Genomic DNA, 16,715 nt, shown 5'->3' on the forward strand with positions numbered 1-16,715 from the left:
TCTTCCCATGGTATCCGCCCCGTTCATTATTCTTGCTTTCAGGATACCATAGAACACCGTTTTAAGTAACTGAATTTAGGAAACGAACTACTAGTAAATTACTTAATTGTTTATAGTTCATTATCTCCCTACATTCAAAATTAAATTAATAGATCCTTAAATGTGGAAGTGGTAGAGGAATTAAGCTTTTGCCTGTCGGAGCGGCCAGATAACGGTCTCAATCTTCTTGGCAAAATGCAGGATGGGCTTTACCGCCGGAAGTTCAATGCCAAACCCCTGGGCCATCGTATTCACTGAAATCTCCGCTTCCGCCTGCTGCAGCGGCCATGGAGCATGGTGAATCTCCCCATGGTACACCTGCTTGTTCCGGCCAATGGTATACAGCCGGTACCGCTCTGTCAGCCAATGGTCCAGTGTCCCTTGGTGCGGGTGAAACACACCGGATACCGGTTGATAAACGGCTTGGAATTCGCCTGCGGGGGCGGGGCGGTGGGTTCTGCGGCTGGTGTACCGGATCCGGCCCGCCTCGTTGGCAACAGTAATGTGCGCATTGAAATAAGGGAGCCGAAACCAGGTCCGGGCTGTCCACACCGCAATCGGGTTGGTTGCGTCCAGACTAAAGAAATAAACGCCCGGCTTTCCATCCGCCACCACATACGTTCTGACATTCATTTCCGGAAAAGAGGACATGAAAGGTACCGGCGGAAGCCATCGAAGCCGGATTCCGCTCATGTGAAAGGGGACTACGCCGATCCAGGCCCGGCCGTCAAAGGTGTCCAATTGGAGACTGTCAGGGATTAGGGTGCGGATGACGTCCGGTTTGATGGGCCAATGCGCGAACAACAGATCGTTCCAGGTCTGGGTCATGACCCAGGGCCCCTCCGGCAGCGGCCACGGGCGGTGATTCGTTTGCCGAAGAATCTCCAAGGGAGTCTCCTCCTTACATTTGACCGATGCGGCCAGGGCCAATAAGCCCCGTTTGGTAATACAGATAATCCATTTGTTTTTGAATCCGTTTCGCGGCTTCCGGACCCGCCAAGGTTTCGCAAAGATAAAGTCCGAGATCCACTGAGACAGCCACTCCTCCGCCAGTGATCACGTTTCCGTCTTTGACAATACGTTCTTCGACCACTTCTGAGCAATACGGACGAAGCAAATCATAGGCGTTGGGATGCGTCGTAGCCCGTTTTTCCCGCAGAAAGCCCGCTGCACCCAAAAGGAGCGACCCGGTACAGACGGATACCTTGTAATCCACTTCCTTTGCTGACTTCAACCATTCTACGAATTCCGTAACATTCACGAGTTGCCGGGTACCGAAGCCTCCAGGGATGAAAATCAAATCGTATTCGGATAAATCAGGGGACACACGATCCACTATTACCGTAATTCCCCTGTCATCGCTCACTTGCTCTTTCAATCCGCACAAATCCCAACTCAGATTCTCGTTGAACCCCATAGTTTTCAAACGGGTAACCGCGTCGTAAAATCCGACGAAATCAAGAGTCGTCATTTGATCGAACAGGATAAACGCAACTTTCATCTAAATTCCCCTAGTTCCGATATTCAATATTTCTAAAGTAACGTGAAGTCTACTTCTGCACAATTTATTAAAAAATACCTCCATAGTTAATGGAGGATTAATCCGGATAAAGTTTCATCTTTTCATCCATATACTTTCTAAGCTCGTCCTGATCCATTATCGGATTTAGGTACATAAGTCCATGATGTTCGCTGAGGTATTTAAAATCCCGAATCAGATATAGAGAGAGTAACTCTGACACTTGAAGGATCGACATCGCTGTGAGATTTTCATCTGTTTCGTAATGGTTCATAACCTCTACGCATCCGGGAAGCCAAATGAGTGATAAACGTAAATATTGGTGTCAAACAGTACTTTAGCCACGGCTAAACCTCACGATCCTCTTCATCTTCTCGGTGGGCTATCCGAAGAGACTCCTCAATGACCTCTTTTCCATACTGGAGCCCGCTCCCAGCCAGTTCAGCCAATATTTTTTTCTTTTCTGCCGCAGACTTCTTTTTTCGAAGTTTTAGCCGTAATTCATCTTCCTCGTTTTCCAGCTCTACATACAATACGTCTAGATCATTCAGCTTAATTGCCGATAAAATTTTTTCGGTTAAATTAGCAGCCAACTCCTGTCGAGACTTAGGCTTAATTGTATATTGTTCTTTAAACTTGTGGGCTTCCATATGATCACCCTTCTCAAAACGTCTTTCTTTGTATTATACCCCTTCTATAGAGATGACAACAAATTCAAAAAAACACCAGCTCCCTTCCGACGAAAAAAGAACCGCAGCAACTGGTTCTTGTTATAACATCTGTCGTATCATATTCACCTGTTCTGCCCTGATTGTGAATCCAGCTTTCCGATGCAGTTGCACGACAATTTCGTTCGATTGGGGCAAATTGAAGGTTCCGCGAATTACAGAATCCTCTGCCGATGAGTATGCCTCTGCCAGCAACGCAGTCAAGATCGGTTGTTTGTCCGGTACCTCCGGTTTGGCTTCGCATTGCAGCAAAGTAATTTTCCCAACCCTGCCCGAATCGTCAAACGTTCGGTGGAATAAAGCATACCCTAAAGCTTCCCCGGCAGCATCATAAGCAATAGCCGACTCTCCACCGATGGCGCTGGTCCATTGCGTTTGCCAGGGAGACATGTGATTGTAGAACGGAAGCATCCTGACATCCTGTGCAATTCCACGACGAATTCGGAACGGGCTGCTTTCCGCCCCGCCGGACAAGGTGTCCGGAAGCGGACCTTCGTGATGAAAGAAGAGCAGGCGATCAGTTGTAACATAGCCCATTCTTTCATACAGAGCAATGGCCGGTTCATTCTCGCTGACCGCCTCCAGGGTGGCGATCTCGACTTGTTCTTCCTGATAGATTTCAAGTGTTTTGGCGATCAATTGCATTCCTACACGTTGTTTGCGGAACTCGGGAGCGACTCCCGTCCCGCCGTTCCAGGCCACCTTTTTGCCGTTTAGGTTCCGAACCCCATTTAATACGAGTCCTGCCGGCTGACCGTTCAGGAACGCCACGATGGAGAGCGACGGGGACAACCCTTCTTTGCCCATTCTTGCCGTAAAGGCATCCACAGTGGTGGACGCGTCAAAGAAATAACCCTTGAATCCTTCGTTCCATGCTTGAACAGCCTGTTCCAATGCGCATTCGCTAAGCCGTTTCATCGTGATCATTGCTTGGTTCCTTTCTACTTGGGTTTTTTTGGTAGTTACTCTATTCGCTGAAGTCCCCTCCAATTCCTTTTCCGGTTGGGAAATCTTCAAAGCATCAAGCTTTCTTGTGATGGGGACAAAACTTTTCCATTAAGGCAATCGTTTCCTTGTCAAGCGTCTCGCCCCGGTTCTCCAGTCCTGCCATCACAAGGCCAAAGGTCTCCTGCTTCAGATTCTGGCCAAACTTGAACTTGGCCGACAAATCCTCCACCTTGATCTTCACCAATGCCACACTTCTGAGGCTGGCGGCATACTCCGGGTCCGCCGGGTCAATGGGTTCATACCCGCCTTCCGGCTGCAGCTTCTTCATGAACGCTGTGAACACCCGTGCCTTTTCCTGCAGGTCTTCCACCACATGGGCACGTCCCTTGACAGTCACCGATTTGAAAAAGACGGTGGCCGGACAAGCCAGCTTTGGATCCAACAGGTAAGACGGGATCATGGAGTATTCTTTCGCCACCGAAAACGTTGCACGGTTGTCCGTCTTTAGATCCTTCATCTTCTCACCGGCCAGACTGCCGTGAAAATAGACGGCATCATCCAGATAGACAAAGTTGAGGGCTTTGATATGCGGCCAGCCGTCCTCCCCTGCGGTCGCGAGGAACCCATAGGTCATCTCCGCCAAGAACGATTCAATCTCCGCCTGTTCACTCACCGAAAACTCTTTTCTTCTCATGGGTCTCTCCTCCTCAGCATCTTGCCATCATCATAGGGAAACAATAGACTATTAAAAAGAACCAAATCGACTCATTTTTTATAGGCCATTTTTTCGCGAAAAGAGGGGTACTCGTTGAACTTCCAAATCCCCTGGAATGTGTATCAATCAAACTACCGATACAAATACCTGGCCCTCTACCATGCACTTCGTGACGCCATTGTCGGGGGCGGCTTGCCCTATGGGTGCAAACTGCCTTCCAGCCGTGATTTGGCCGACATGTACGTAATCTCAAGGGGTATTGTCTCTCAGGTATATGAAATGCTGGTCGCGGAGGGATATCTTGTCTCCGGGGTGGGAAGCGGGACCTATGTGTCGTTTAACCTCCATCAATCCATGACCGCCGGAGAACCATCTTCGCCTATCCACCTGTCCGAATGGGGATGGCGGTTGGATCAGGTTCCTTTGCCCGAAGTCCGTCCCACGTCCCTGTCGCATATACGCTGGGACTTTACGATTGGACATACAGATGGGAAGGCATTTCCCATTTCCTTATGGAATCGGGCATTGTATAGGGCAGTGCGTGAAGGATCCGCCAGGCAGAGAGAGGAGGCGTTCTTCGCACAAGGCCACTTGCCGCTGCGGGAAGCGATTGCCAAGCATCTGAGCCGTACCCGTGGGATTCCGGTGGTTGCGGATGATGTGGTAATCGTAAACGGTTCTATGCAGGCCATCGCCTTGCTGGCTCAACTGTTGGTCAATCCCGGAGAACAGGTTGTGATGGAAGATCCGGGATATCGCGGGATTCGGCAAGCCGTATCGGCCGCAGGAGGAGAACCCGTTGCCGGAAGAGTGGATGACAGGGGAATGGTGCCTGAGGACTGGGAAGCAAGGCTTCTGTTTGTAACAGCCAGCCGGCAGTTTCCCACGGGGGCCGTCTTAAGCCTGGAACGGCGTCAGGAACTTCTTAACTGGGCCGTCAAACGCAATGCGGTAATTGTGGAAGATGATTACGACAGTGAATTCCGCCACAAAGGGCGTCCGATTGAACCGCTCAAATTGTTGGACACCAGCGGTCGGGTGGTTTACATCGGAACTTTTTCCAAGACGCTCTTCTCCGATATCCGCATTGGATATGTCGTGCTTCCGCCTTGGCTGAGAGCCCCTTTTTGCAAAGCCAAATATCTTTATGAACCGCATCCCACCGGACTGACCCAGCAGCACGCACTGGCTGACTTCATGAACAGCGGGCAGTACGAACGGCATCTTCGCAGAATGAAGCGAATCTACAGCAAGAAACATGCTCTCTGTCGGCAGGAACTGCAGCAACGTTTAGGTTCCTGGTTTGAGTTTGTCGAATCGGACGCGGGTTTGCATGTCTTCGGCTGGTGGAAAGGAAGCGGGGAACAGTATGAGTCTTATCGTATGGCCTGCCGGGAAGCGGGTATTGTTTGGTCAGATGCGGGATCATACATCATTGACACCGGGAAAAAAGGGGCCTGCTTCGGATTTGCTCATCTGGCGGAGGAGGAGATTGTGGTAGGCATCCGGCAGATGGCGGAACTGGCTGTCAGAAGCGAGTGAAAGTAACAGAAAGAGGAGCCACGGGGCTCCTCTTTCTGTTAATCGTCATCTTCCTCTTCGTTTTCGATTTCAATTTCCACTTTCTTACCGTTGGAGAATTTGATTTCGATCTCCAATTCTACCACCTTATCCTGACCAATCTGGAATGAGGACAGCACCTGTTTCACAATCTCTTCCTTGCTCATCACAGGGGTGAGTGCCATTTCCTCCAGCATTTTTTCAACGAACGCTTTTGCTTCTTGGCCTTCGGCTTTTACTTTGTGGCCGTCGGATTTCGTCTCCATTTCGCTTTCCGTTTTTCCGTTCTTGCTTTTGTATTCAAGTTTCAGTTCCTGCTTGTCCCCAGCTTTGATTTTAATTTCAAGTTCATGAATGCCCAAAGCGCTGTTCCAATCTTCTTTTGCTTCTTCGTTATCTTCTTCCTGTTCTTCCTTGTTGCCCGGTACAGGTGCTTGTGTCATTTCCGCCAGAGCTGCCTCAACTACGGTGTTCCCCTTGACCGCAAGGGTCACTTGGTCATCCTTGACAAGTTGATCGGCTCTGATAAAACGGGAATGATACTGCACCAACAAATCAGGCGACAGGAAAAACTTCAGGGAGTCCTCGTTAAAAGTTTTTATGGTGATGGTGCCACCGGCGGCACCATTGCCATAAACATCTTCCGTTACATTGGAAGAATCAAAATCAATGTCCGTTATGATTCCGCTGACGGTAATGGCTCCTGAACGTTCCAGCAGTCCGTCGTTTGTTCGTTCAAGTAGAGCGGCCATTTCAGCGCGTGTAACATGCTTATTGGGCTTGAATGTATGATCCGGATATCCGCTGACGATTCCTTCTTCCACTGCAACATTGATGTATCCGACAGCCCCCGCCGGAATCTGATCCGCATCCTGAAAATCAGGTATTGTGGTCATTTGTTTCATTGCTTCGGACTGCAAGCCAAGAGCCCTGACCAACAAACTGGCCACCCACACTCTGCTGGCGGGCTTATCCGGTTGAATGGCATCTTCGGATGCATCAAAAAGCCCATTTTCAAGAGCCACTGCAATGTATCCTTTTGCCCATCCATATTGTTGTTCGATCAAATTCGCATCTTTGAAGAACAGTTTGGTTTGGGCTGATTTCGCTTTCGCCTCTTCTTCCATGCCCATCAAACGGACTGCTGTCACAATCGCTTCCACTCTTGTAACCGGCTGATTGGGCCGAAAATTTCCGTCCTCATATCCTTGCATGACCTTTTTTGATTTCATTTTATTGATGGACTCCAGCGCCCATTCTGCTTCCTTGGCATCATTGAAATCAATGGTTATCTGAAATCTGCCGCCCTGCGAACTGTCATCGGAAATCCCGTCTGCGAGTGCTTGATTTGCCGGACTCCCCAAGAGGAGGAGACCGAACAACAGATAACTCAAGACTTTATTGATTTTGCTCATCTTTCGCCACCCCGGTAAGTTTTTTGAAAAATGAATGTGGTTGTCAAGTATTCGTCAGGTGGCCTAGTGATTCCTTCTTCCTGAATTTCAAAGATGCCATTCCAGCAAAGAGTTTTGATATTATAGAGAAAATACACCTCAGACGAATGGAGTGCGCACCTTGGCTGAAATGTCGATTTACCAAGCAATCTCTCTGGACATCGCCCAACGCATCGTGAACAATGAATTTCCCGTTCGGACGAAATTATCGGGCCGAACCCTGCTCGCCGGACAATATCATGTTTCATCCGAGACGATTCGGAAGGCGATCTCTCTGCTGAAGGAAGCGGGAATCGTCGATGTGTCCCAGGGCAAGGAAATTACCATTGTTTCGGTGGACAAAGCGGTTGAATATATCAACAGGCATAATGCGTATATCGAACCTGTATACTCTTTAAAGCAGGAACTGGAACTGCTGCTGAAAGAGAAGAAGCGGCTGGACGCCAAGTTTGACGAGATCCTGCACGACATTATCAATTTTTCGGACCGTCTGAAAAATTTGACCCCCTACAATCCGGTGGAAATTGAAATTTCATACGAAGCCCATGTAATCGGCAAAACCATCGCCGACATCAAGCTATGGCAAAATACGGGCGCCACAATCGTCGCTTTAAAAAGGGGCACGGGCATGATCCTCTCACCCGGTCCGCATATCCGGTTGCAAGTTGCCGATCGGATCGTCGTGGTTGGGGACCATGATGTTTATGAACGAACTATGAATTTTGTCAACAGACGGAAAGCAGAAATCGCAGAATCCAACAACTAATATTGGTAAAATTTGCAGAAGATGACCTTCGCCCAAACTAACAATCCTTGTTTAAAAATAGGTTGTTAGTTCTGTTTCTTTTGGTATAATTGAGATACCTGGATTTTCCACCATCACAGGGAATGGAGGAAGGATCGATGAGAATCGGATTGATCGGATTTGGCCGTACGGGCAAAGTGATTGCCGAAGAGATCTTGAAAGAACCAGCCTGTACCCTGGAATGGGTCTTGAAGAGATCAGATGACCTTGCCGGCAAATATGCCAGTGACCTGCTTGGCATGGATACTCTCATAGGACAGATCTATTCCATGAACCAACTGAACAACGACAGTTTCTTTCAACAGAATCCGGTTGATGTGATCATTGACTTTTCTTCCCCCGATTCCATCTTCCATTACAGTGCCGCAGCCGAACTTGGAATTAAGGTCGTGTCTGCAATTTCCAATTACGAAGATAAACATTACGCGGAACTGATTCGAATGAGTCAATCCGCCGCCGTCCTTTATTCGCCCAATATTACTTTGGGGATCAACTTTCTGATGGAAGCTTCCAGACTGTTCAAGCAGTTGGCGCCCCATGCGGATGTGGAGATCGTGGAAGAACATTTTCGGGGGAAGAAGGATGTTTCGGGTACTGCTCTCCGTATTGCGAAATCCCTGGGCTTGGACGAGAAGGAGCATGTGAATTCGATTCGTATCGGGGACGTTGTGGGCAGGCATGAGATCATTTTCGGCCTGCCCAACCAGACGATCCGCCTGGTTCACGAAACGTTCAACCGTGCCGCCTTTGGACAAGGTGCCCTCTATGCCGCAAGATGGCTCTTGGGACAACCAAACGGCCTGTATTCGATGGAAGATGTTTTGGGTTTCGGCGCGGGCCGCCAAGATTCCGGGAAGCCGCCACAGCCTCGGTCTATGCCTTTGCCTATTTTGCCTGCCCTATAAGACGCGGTTAGCTGCCATTGCAAAATAAGCCCCGCATCAAATGCGGGGCTTTGCCGCTCGGGCAGCTTTCTCTCTGGCTTTGTTCCAGATATACGAGAACCATGTGGCGTGGCGTGCTTCATCATGGGATGCATTCAGAAACACCCTTTGAATTGCAGGGTTATCCGTCATCTCCGAGAGAGTTTGATAGAACTTGGAATCTTCCAGTTCATCCCGAATGGATTCCTCCACCCCTTCGATAAATTTATTGGGCAGGGGTTGCTTCTCCAGCTTTGGCTCGCGGCCGCCGGTTAATCGGGAATAAATGTCCGAAAACTGCTTGAAGTGCATTTCTTCATCATTGCGGATAGTCTGGACAATCTGCCTGAAATCGTTGTTTGGGGCCAGTTCCGCCAGCCGCCCGTAAATCCGGATTGCATTATGCTCACCGTTGATCGCTCTTTCAATTGCTTCAACAAAGTCCGTATGATCCCTGTCGTCCGCTTGGCTTCCGGGAACCGTTTCACTTGTGGTTTCCGTCCCGGTTGCCGGAGAAATGGACATTGTGGAAGGCGCTGCTTCAGGCGGCACCGGCGGCCAATAGTAAGATTGAACTTCATAGGGTTGTGCCACAGGATAAACGCGGTAAGGAACATAATACGGCGGATGCCAAACAAACATACCCATTCCCCCTGGCTGCTCGTAATTCATACGATGTAGCCTATGTATGAGCCTATGGAATGGTGTCTACTCCACCGAAAAGATCTTCCCCGGATTCAGAATCCCCTTCGGATCAAGCACCTGCTTGAACGAGTGCATCACAGCCAACGCATCGCCGTGCTCCCGGCGCTGGTACTTGGCTTTTCCCACACCCACCCCGTGTTCGCCGGTACAGGTGCCGCCACGACTGATGGCATACTCCACTATCTTTTCATTGAGAGACTCCGCCCTGTGCAGATCCGCACGGTCCCCCGGATTCACCATCATGATCACGTGGAAGTTGCCATCGCCCACATGCCCGAGAACGCCCCCTTCCATGCCCGCATCGTTGAGAAGCTCCCTCGCATATTCAACTGCCCCCGGCAATTCGGTCAATGGCACACATACATCCGTAACCATCTGCTTCTTGCCCGGGAACCCGTGGATAAAGGCATAAGCCAGATTGTGACGGGCTTCCCACAGCTGGGATCTTGCTTTCGAGTCGGTCTCAAACTCAAACGCCAGGCACCCTTGATCCATGGCCAGTTCCCTGGCGGATGCCACATCCCGCTTTAACCCGTCCTCATTCCCGTGGAACTCCAGAAACAGGGTCGGCATTTCGGGATAGTGAGTCTTGCTGTGGGAGTTCACCTGCCTGATGGACCGTGCATCCACCAATTCCACCCTGGCAACAGGAATGCCAGTCGAACGGATGGCTACCGCCGCATCCACAGCATTCTTAACGGTGGGAAACACAGCCCTGGCTGCCAAAATCGCTTCGGGAATCCCGTACACCCGCAAGGTCAACTCGGTGAATACACCCAGGGTGCCTTCCGATCCTACAAAAAGTCCCGTCAAATGATATCCGGAGGAAGATTTGGCAGCCAGTCCGCCCGTACGGATCACCCTTCCGTCCGCCAGGACCACTTCCAGGTCCCGGACCTGATCTCGCATGACCCCGTATCGAACAGCGGTCGTACCGCTGGCATTGGTTGCCGCCATGCCGCCCAGAGTGGCATCGGCTCCCGGGTCCACCGAGAAGAAGAGGCCGAATTTCTTCAACTCATTGTTGACCTGGGTTCTTGTCACTCCTGGCTGCACCCGGACCAACATGTCGTCGGGCCGCACTTCCAGAATCCTGTTCATCATTTGGAAATCCAAAGAAATGCCGCCCTTATAGGGAATTACATGCCCTTCCAGACTGGTGCCCAATCCAAACGGGACAACCGGAATCCCATGGTCGTTGGCAAATTGCAGTACCTTCCGCACATCTTCTTTATCCTTTGGAAACACCACCACATCCGGCAGACTTGGCGCATGATAGGACTCGTCCCGGCTGTGATTCTCCAACACGGTTGGATTGGCGGTCACTTGTTCATCCGTCAGCAGGTTGCGAAGTTCGGTTACAAGATCCATTTGTCTCCCTCCCAAAGACAGCGAGTATGCTTCTCTCATATTGACCCGCCTCGTGAGATTCGTCAATCCCCCACCAGGAACAGACTGATGGAAGGAATATAAGTGATCAGCAGCAGGTCAATGATCATGATCGCCAGGAAGGGGATGATGGCCCGTTCGATTGCCTGGTTGGGCAGTTTGGCGATATTCCCGGCCACCAAAAGGTTAATTCCTACGGGTGGGGTAAGCATTCCGATTGCCGTGTTCACAACCATGATCACGCCAAACAGAACCGGATCCACGCCAATAGCCGTAATGATCGGCAACAGAATCGGAGTCAGCAGGATGATCGTGACTGCCGTTTCCATAAAGGTGCCGAGAACCAGCAGGAGCACGTTAATGATCAGCATCGTGATAACCGGATTGTCAGTGATATTCAGCATAAATTGGGAAAGCTCCTGCGGGATGTTTTCCCTGGTAAGAATAAAACCGAATACATTGGCGGTTGCAATAATCAGCATAATGACAGCCGTCATGACGGCAGAGGAAGCAAAGATCTCCCCCAAATCCCGGAACTTGATCTCCCTGTACACAAACAGCCCGACCACCAACCCGTATACAACGGCCACAACAGCCGCTTCCGTCGGGGTAAAAATCCCCCCGTAAATGCCACCCAAAATGATGACTGGCATCAGGATGGCCAGGATCGCATCCTTGAAAGCTTTGAGAAAATCGGTAAAGGAGTGGCTTTCCCCACCGCCCCATCCGTTCTTCTTGCTGACAAAATAGGCGTAGACAATCAGTGAAATCCCCACCAGGATTCCAGGACCAATCCCCGCTTTGAACAGATCTTCAATCGAAGTGCTGGCAGCCACACCATAAAGCACCATGGGAACGCTGGGTGGGATCATTACACCGATGGTTCCGCCAGCCGCTTGCAAGCCGGCGGAAAACCGGATGTCATATCCCTTCTTGACCATGGCAGGTATCAGGAGACCGCCAACGGCAGCGGTTGTGGCTGCCGAAGAACCGGACATGGCCGCGAAGAACATGCAGGCAATCACCGAAACAATGGCCAAACCGCCGGGCATTCGTCCGACCAGAGTATTGGCAAAAGCGATCAAGCGCGCTGAGATCCCCCCTGTCTCCATCAATTTCCCGGCCAGCAGGAAAAAGGGGACTGCCATCAGCGGGAACGAATCCGTGCCGTTGAACATCTTCTGCACAATGACAAGCAGGGGTACGTTGCCCTGTACCATGAAAGCAAGGGCGGCAGCCAGACCCAAAGCCACTGCAATCGGAACGTTAATTACCATCAACAGGATAAAGGCCAGAAACAGCACGGTTCCCATTACTGGTCACCCCCGATCCGGTTGTAATCCTGCCACGCCACATGCAGAAGATTGACAATCAGAAGCGCTCCGCTGATGGGAATAACCGAATAGACAAGGCCCATGGGCAATTGCAGGGTCGGGGATGTCTGCACCATCCCCCGCATGGCCAACGTATATCCTTCGATTGCCATGATGCCGAAGAACAGACAACTGGCCGCCGTCCCCAGCACCAAAACGATTTTCTTCAAACCGGGGGAAAGGTAGTTCAAAATATAGTCCGTGCCGATATGCGCCCTGACTGACATTGCGTACGCCGACCCCAGAAAAGTAATCCAGATGAGCAGATAGCGAGCCAACTCTTCTGTCCACGCCAGGGGTTGATCAATCAGAAACCGGAACAACACTTGCAAAAACACTGCCATCACCATGGCAAACAACAGGATGTTCACAAGAAACCGCATGATTCTGTTAAGTGCTGAAACCAATACTCCCACTGTTGTCACCTCTCCATATGGGAAGAGGAAAGCAGGCTTTCGCTTTCCTCTCATCATTTCCTACTTCGTATTCACGATATCTTCAATCAACTTTTTGCCGAACTGGCTCTCATACTTTTCATAGACCGGCTTGATGGCGTCGCGGAAGGGTTTCTTGTCCACATTCTCGAATATTTTTACGCCTTTCTCTTTCAGTTTCTTTAGCGATTCCTCTTCCATCTTGGCAATCTGTTCCCGCTCAAACTTGGCTGCCGCTTTGGCTTCTTCTGCGATGATCTTCTGAATGTCGGGCGGGAGCGTGTCCCACTTCGACTTGCTGAACATGAACACGGCCGGCGAATACACATGGCCGGTAAGGGACATGAAGGTCTGTTTCGACTCGTACAGTTTGTATTGGTCTGCCACAATGGCCGGATTCTCCTGCGCCTCGACAACTCCCTGCTGCAGGGCGGTCAACGCTTCTGTCCAAGCCATCGGAGTCGGTTTGGCACCCAATGCTTCAAACGCGGCAATATGGATCTTGTTTTCCTGGGTTCGGATCTTGATGCCTTTCAGGTCTTCAGGGCTCTTGATTTCTTTCTTGCTGTTGGTAATGTGGCGGAAACCGTTCTCTCCCCATGCAAGGCCGATGATACCCGATTTTTCCAATCCTTTCAGCAAGTCCTGACCGACCTTGCCGTCAAGCACCTTCGTCGCATGTTCCCGGCTCCCAAACAGGAACGGCAAATCCACCACGCCAATGGCCGGATAGAAGTTGGCAATCGGTGCCGTCGAGGATATGGACATGTCAGCGGTACCCAGCGACAATGCCTCCGTCAATTCCCTTTCCGCCCCCAATTGGCTCAAGGGATACACCTCGATCTTGACTTTGCCGTTGGTTCGCTTTTCTACGTTTTCTTTCAATTGTTTCAAGGACAAATGGTAGGGATGATTCTCCGTCAGGGAGTGCCCCGCCTTAAATGTATAAGTTTTCCCGTCATCTTTGGACGTCCCGGTTGTGGTTTGCTGCTTTCCACCACCGCAAGCGGTCAGAGTCAATGCTGCCCCCAACAAAACCGTCAATGCCGCTGTCCATTTTCGCTTCATTTCAGATCCCCTCTCCTGTTTTGTCTATTTCCAAATCATATAATATATAGATTGTTCTGTAAATTACTTAAAATAAAAAATTGACAATTTAGTTCCGCAAAAACCTCAGTGCGGCCCCGGCGAAAAGCCGGGTGGTCTCCACGAGCTGTCCAATATCGACAAACTCGTCCACATGATGGGGAATATGCCGGTCCCCAGCTCCTGTTGTAACGATCGGAATGCCCGCCATGTGCAAAAACGTCCCGTCCGTGGCTCCCGGCACTCCATTGAATACGGGTTCTCTATTGGTAACTGCGCGATATGACTCGGCTACCGCCTGCACCACCTCATCCTCTTTTGGAGTAACCGTCCAGGGCCGTTCTTCGATAAATTCCAATGTCCCCTGAAAATCCTTGTCCTCCGCTGCCAATTGTTGTAAGATCGCTTCCATCCTCTGTCTCAGCCAATCATGCTCCTGGCCGGGCACCGTCCGGATATCCAACGTGGTCATACACTGATCGGGAACCACGTTGATTTGAGGTTCGCCTTTAACCGGGGCCTGCACAATGGTTGGGGTTATGCTTGGCCATCCCAGCATGGGATGTTCACCCAGCCGCTCCTTTTCTTCTTTTTCCAGCCGCTCCAACGCCACAAGCAAACGGGCCATCCGCGTGTTGGGGTTGATTCCCGTCAGGGGCATTGCGCCGTGGGCCATTTTCCCGTAAGTTTTCAGGATGGCCCGCATGGCGCCTTTTTGCGTAATGCAGATCTGGTTTTCCTCCGGCTCGCATATGATAGCTCCGTCCACCCCCTTTGCCCATCCGCGGCGAATGAAATCTTTAATGCCAATCATCATTCCTTCTTCGTCGCAGGGAATGCAGAGCAGGATCTTACCGGAGAAAGCTGTCCCGGATCGTTGAATCGCCTTCACCGCACAGATTGCCGCCGCCAGATTGCCTTTCGTGTCGCACGATCCGCGGCCATAGATCCTACCCCCGTCGATGGTGCCGCCGTACGGATCGTAGCTCCATTTTTCCTTATCCCCTTCTGTCACCACATCCGTATGGCCTTCGAACAATAGTGTCTTGCCGGGCTTTCCCGAATCGTACACTGCAATGACGTTCGGACGACCGGGCGCCGCTTCCTCATAGAATACAGAAAGTCCCATCTGACGGAGAATATCTGCCACAAAACGAGCCACTCGCTCTTCATTGCCATCCGGGGTGCCGGGACGAAACACGCTGGGAATCCGGACCAAGTCACGGGTCAGTTGGACGACTTCCTTTTCCTCAACAAACGAAAGTACGCGATCAATAGCCATACGCTTTCCCCCTAATTGACAAGATCCCGACTGGCAGGCAATCCCCCTGCCCCTTGCGCCATTCGTACAGCCCGGAGCACTGCTTCCGCCACCACTTCCGCAGCAATCGCACCGATCAGGTCGACATTCTCCTTGACACCTCCGGTGGCGACAGCAAACAAAGTGTCCCCGTCGTACATGGTGTGTACGGGATAGATCGTGCGGGCAAGGCCATCCTGAGCCATCTGGGCAATTTTGTTCGCTTGCGCTTTTGTCAGATCGGCATTCGTGGCGATCACCCCAATCGTTGTATTGGTGCCTGGCGGTATTGGAAAAAACGCCCGTTGCTGCATCAATTCAAGACTGTTTCCGATTCGTCCTTTCCCGTCCCTTGGCCCGGCGAGAACCTTTCCCGTGGCGGGGTCGCGCACCTCACCCACAGCGTTTACCGCCACGACGGCTCCCACCCGAAGCCCGTCTCCAAGGCTCCGGGATGCGGATCCAAGACCGCTTTTCATGGCATTCGCAAAACCTCCCAGTTTCCCCACTGTGGCTCCGCAGCCGGCTCCGGCATTTCCTTCCCGAACCGCTTCTTTGCTTGCGGCGGCCGCTGCCTGGTACCCCATGTTCTTATCGGGGCGCACGGCGGGATCCCCAACAGACAGATCAAACAGTACAGCCGCCGGAACAATCGGAACCAGGCCAAACCCTACATCCAGCCCGCAGCCGTTCTCCTCCAGATACTGCATGACTCCGCTTGCCGCATCAAGACCGTAAGCGCTCCCGCCGCTCAAGCAAATTGCGTGAACACGATCCACCAGATTCATAGGGTGCAGCAGGTCGGTTTCACGGGTGCCCGGGGCGGAGCCCCGGACATCCACACCGCATACCGCTCCCGCTTCCGCAAGAACAACCGTACACCCTGTCAATGCCGCTTCATTCTGTGCGTGTCCCACTTTAATTCCCGGCACGTCGACAATCGTTCCCGTCATTTCCATCACTTACATATCACCCGAGATTTTGGATTTCTGTTTGCTTGAGGAGCCGATCCTCATCCAGACTCCCACAACGGCCAACGTAACAATGACCGAGACGATCGCTTCGGGCAGCCCGTTAGTGACCGCTACGGTTGCCGCAACGCCTAACGACATGTACCCTCTGAGTACAGCCATTGTCAGCACGAGTACCGTGTTTGTGAGTGATCCAAGGAAACCTGCCATTCCGATCGCAAAATATTGATTGACGTTTTTCAGTCCGACATACGTGAAGTATGCCACCACTCCGATGAACAGCCTGGGCAAAATGGCCACCAGCGGATCTTTGAAGAGCGGGATCGTTGCGTTTAGGAATGAGGAGACGCCAAAGATCAGACCAATGATTAGACCCACTCCCCACCCTTCCATGATGCCGCCGATGACTGCCGGAATGTGCATGATTGTCGCATTCCCCGCCGCCGTTGGTACAGGGATAAAGCCAAGCCGGGTCACTCCCAGCAGGATTGCAACTGCCCCAAGCACACCCGCAATCACAATTTTGCGAACCGTCAACCCTTTCTCCATCCTTTTTCCCCCTTGCAGGAAATAGTATTTGGAATCTCCCAAACAGGAGCGATTCCCGAGAGAAACATTCGCATAGTCAGAACGGATAAGGCGGCATGACCAACACGGCAGAAACCAGGATGCTGATTCCAAGCATGAGATAGTCGGCACCTTTGGCCCTGTATTGCGTATAAACCGTTCTTTCTCCATGCGGTGTGTAACAGCGTGCCTCCATCGC

General features: G+C 51.3%; 17 protein-coding genes. 3 read left to right on the forward strand and 14 right to left on the reverse strand.

Translation table 11 applies throughout. The features are described 5' to 3' along the window. Window positions 1–180: 180 nt before the first annotated feature. The 5 genes from EFBL_RS09355 to EFBL_RS09380 form a co-directional block, all read right to left on the reverse strand. Window positions 181–867, reverse strand: a complete 687-nt coding sequence (locus EFBL_RS09355; protein WP_096181900.1) for a YqjF family protein — start codon at window positions 865–867, stop codon at window positions 181–183. A gap of 73 nt (window positions 868–940) precedes the next feature. After that, window positions 941–1,540 (reverse strand): DJ-1/PfpI family protein, encoded by a 600-nt coding sequence (locus EFBL_RS09360; protein ID WP_096181875.1) that lies wholly within the window; start codon window positions 1,538–1,540, stop codon window positions 941–943. A gap of 365 nt (window positions 1,541–1,905) precedes the next feature. Beyond that, window positions 1,906–2,208: a hypothetical protein gene (locus tag EFBL_RS21200; protein ID WP_096181877.1), complete on the reverse strand. Its 303-nt coding sequence runs from the start codon at window positions 2,206–2,208 to the stop codon at window positions 1,906–1,908. Between the two features lie 120 nt (window positions 2,209–2,328). Then, window positions 2,329–3,213: a GNAT family N-acetyltransferase gene (locus tag EFBL_RS09375; protein WP_131927816.1), complete on the reverse strand. Its 885-nt coding sequence runs from the start codon at window positions 3,211–3,213 to the stop codon at window positions 2,329–2,331. Between the two features lie 94 nt (window positions 3,214–3,307). Further along, complete coding sequence (locus EFBL_RS09380; protein ID WP_096181879.1) at window positions 3,308–3,928, reverse strand: pyridoxamine 5'-phosphate oxidase family protein; 621 nt, start codon at window positions 3,926–3,928, stop codon at window positions 3,308–3,310. A 114-nt stretch (window positions 3,929–4,042) separates the two neighbouring features. Here EFBL_RS09380 and pdxR point away from each other — a divergent pair, with 114 nt between their 5' ends. Further along, window positions 4,043–5,491: a MocR-like pyridoxine biosynthesis transcription factor PdxR gene (pdxR, locus tag EFBL_RS09385; protein ID WP_096181880.1), complete on the forward strand. Its 1,449-nt coding sequence runs from the start codon at window positions 4,043–4,045 to the stop codon at window positions 5,489–5,491. A gap of 38 nt (window positions 5,492–5,529) precedes the next feature. On the opposite strand, the gene EFBL_RS09390 is transcribed toward pdxR, so the two are convergent. Then, window positions 5,530–6,924: an S-layer homology domain-containing protein gene (locus EFBL_RS09390; protein ID WP_096181881.1), complete on the reverse strand. Its 1,395-nt coding sequence runs from the start codon at window positions 6,922–6,924 to the stop codon at window positions 5,530–5,532. 169 nt (window positions 6,925–7,093) lie between these two features. On the opposite strand from EFBL_RS09390, the gene EFBL_RS09395 reads away from it, so the two are divergent. Together EFBL_RS09395 and EFBL_RS09400 are read left to right on the forward strand one after the other, a co-directional pair. Next, window positions 7,094–7,729, forward strand: coding sequence for a GntR family transcriptional regulator (locus tag EFBL_RS09395; protein ID WP_165912753.1), 636 nt, complete (start codon window positions 7,094–7,096; stop codon window positions 7,727–7,729). Window positions 7,730–7,866: 137 nt separating this feature from the next. Beyond that, window positions 7,867–8,673: a 4-hydroxy-tetrahydrodipicolinate reductase gene (locus EFBL_RS09400; protein WP_207907628.1), complete on the forward strand. Its 807-nt coding sequence runs from the start codon at window positions 7,867–7,869 to the stop codon at window positions 8,671–8,673. Between the two features lie 36 nt (window positions 8,674–8,709). On the opposite strand, the gene EFBL_RS09405 is transcribed toward EFBL_RS09400, so the two are convergent. The 8 genes from EFBL_RS09405 to EFBL_RS09440 all read right to left on the reverse strand — a co-directional run bounded on the left by EFBL_RS09405 (window position 8,710) and on the right by EFBL_RS09440 (window position 16,498). Further along, window positions 8,710–9,333, reverse strand: a complete 624-nt coding sequence (locus EFBL_RS09405; RefSeq protein ID WP_165912752.1) for a ferritin family protein — start codon at window positions 9,331–9,333, stop codon at window positions 8,710–8,712. A 66-nt stretch (window positions 9,334–9,399) separates the two neighbouring features. Continuing rightward, window positions 9,400–10,767 (reverse strand): FAD-binding oxidoreductase, encoded by a 1,368-nt coding sequence (locus EFBL_RS09410; protein WP_096181885.1) that lies wholly within the window; start codon window positions 10,765–10,767, stop codon window positions 9,400–9,402. 62 nt (window positions 10,768–10,829) lie between these two features. After that, complete coding sequence (locus EFBL_RS09415) at window positions 10,830–12,098, reverse strand: TRAP transporter large permease (RefSeq protein ID WP_096181886.1); 1,269 nt, start codon at window positions 12,096–12,098, stop codon at window positions 10,830–10,832. After that, the gene (locus EFBL_RS09420) at window positions 12,098–12,574 is read right to left on the reverse strand and encodes a TRAP transporter small permease (protein WP_096181887.1); all 477 of its coding nucleotides are present in this window, start codon (window positions 12,572–12,574) and stop codon (window positions 12,098–12,100) included. Before EFBL_RS09420 ends, EFBL_RS09415 begins: the two co-directional genes overlap by 1 nt. A 60-nt stretch (window positions 12,575–12,634) precedes the next feature. Beyond that, entirely contained in the window at window positions 12,635–13,660 is a 1,026-nt protein-coding gene (locus EFBL_RS09425) for a TRAP transporter substrate-binding protein (protein ID WP_096181888.1), read from the reverse strand. An 88-nt stretch (window positions 13,661–13,748) separates the two neighbouring features. Continuing rightward, complete coding sequence (locus EFBL_RS09430; protein ID WP_172899681.1) at window positions 13,749–14,960, reverse strand: M20 family metallopeptidase; 1,212 nt, start codon at window positions 14,958–14,960, stop codon at window positions 13,749–13,751. An 11-nt stretch (window positions 14,961–14,971) separates the two neighbouring features. After that, window positions 14,972–15,931 (reverse strand): P1 family peptidase, encoded by a 960-nt coding sequence (locus tag EFBL_RS09435; RefSeq protein ID WP_096181902.1) that lies wholly within the window; start codon window positions 15,929–15,931, stop codon window positions 14,972–14,974. A 9-nt stretch (window positions 15,932–15,940) separates the two neighbouring features. Further along, window positions 15,941–16,498: an ECF transporter S component gene (locus tag EFBL_RS09440; protein WP_096181889.1), complete on the reverse strand. Its 558-nt coding sequence runs from the start codon at window positions 16,496–16,498 to the stop codon at window positions 15,941–15,943. Between the last annotated feature and the right edge of the window lie 217 nt (window positions 16,499–16,715).

It is taken from the genome of Effusibacillus lacus, assembly GCF_002335525.1.
Taxonomy (GTDB): Bacteria; Bacillota; Bacilli; order Tumebacillales; family Effusibacillaceae; genus Effusibacillus; species Effusibacillus lacus.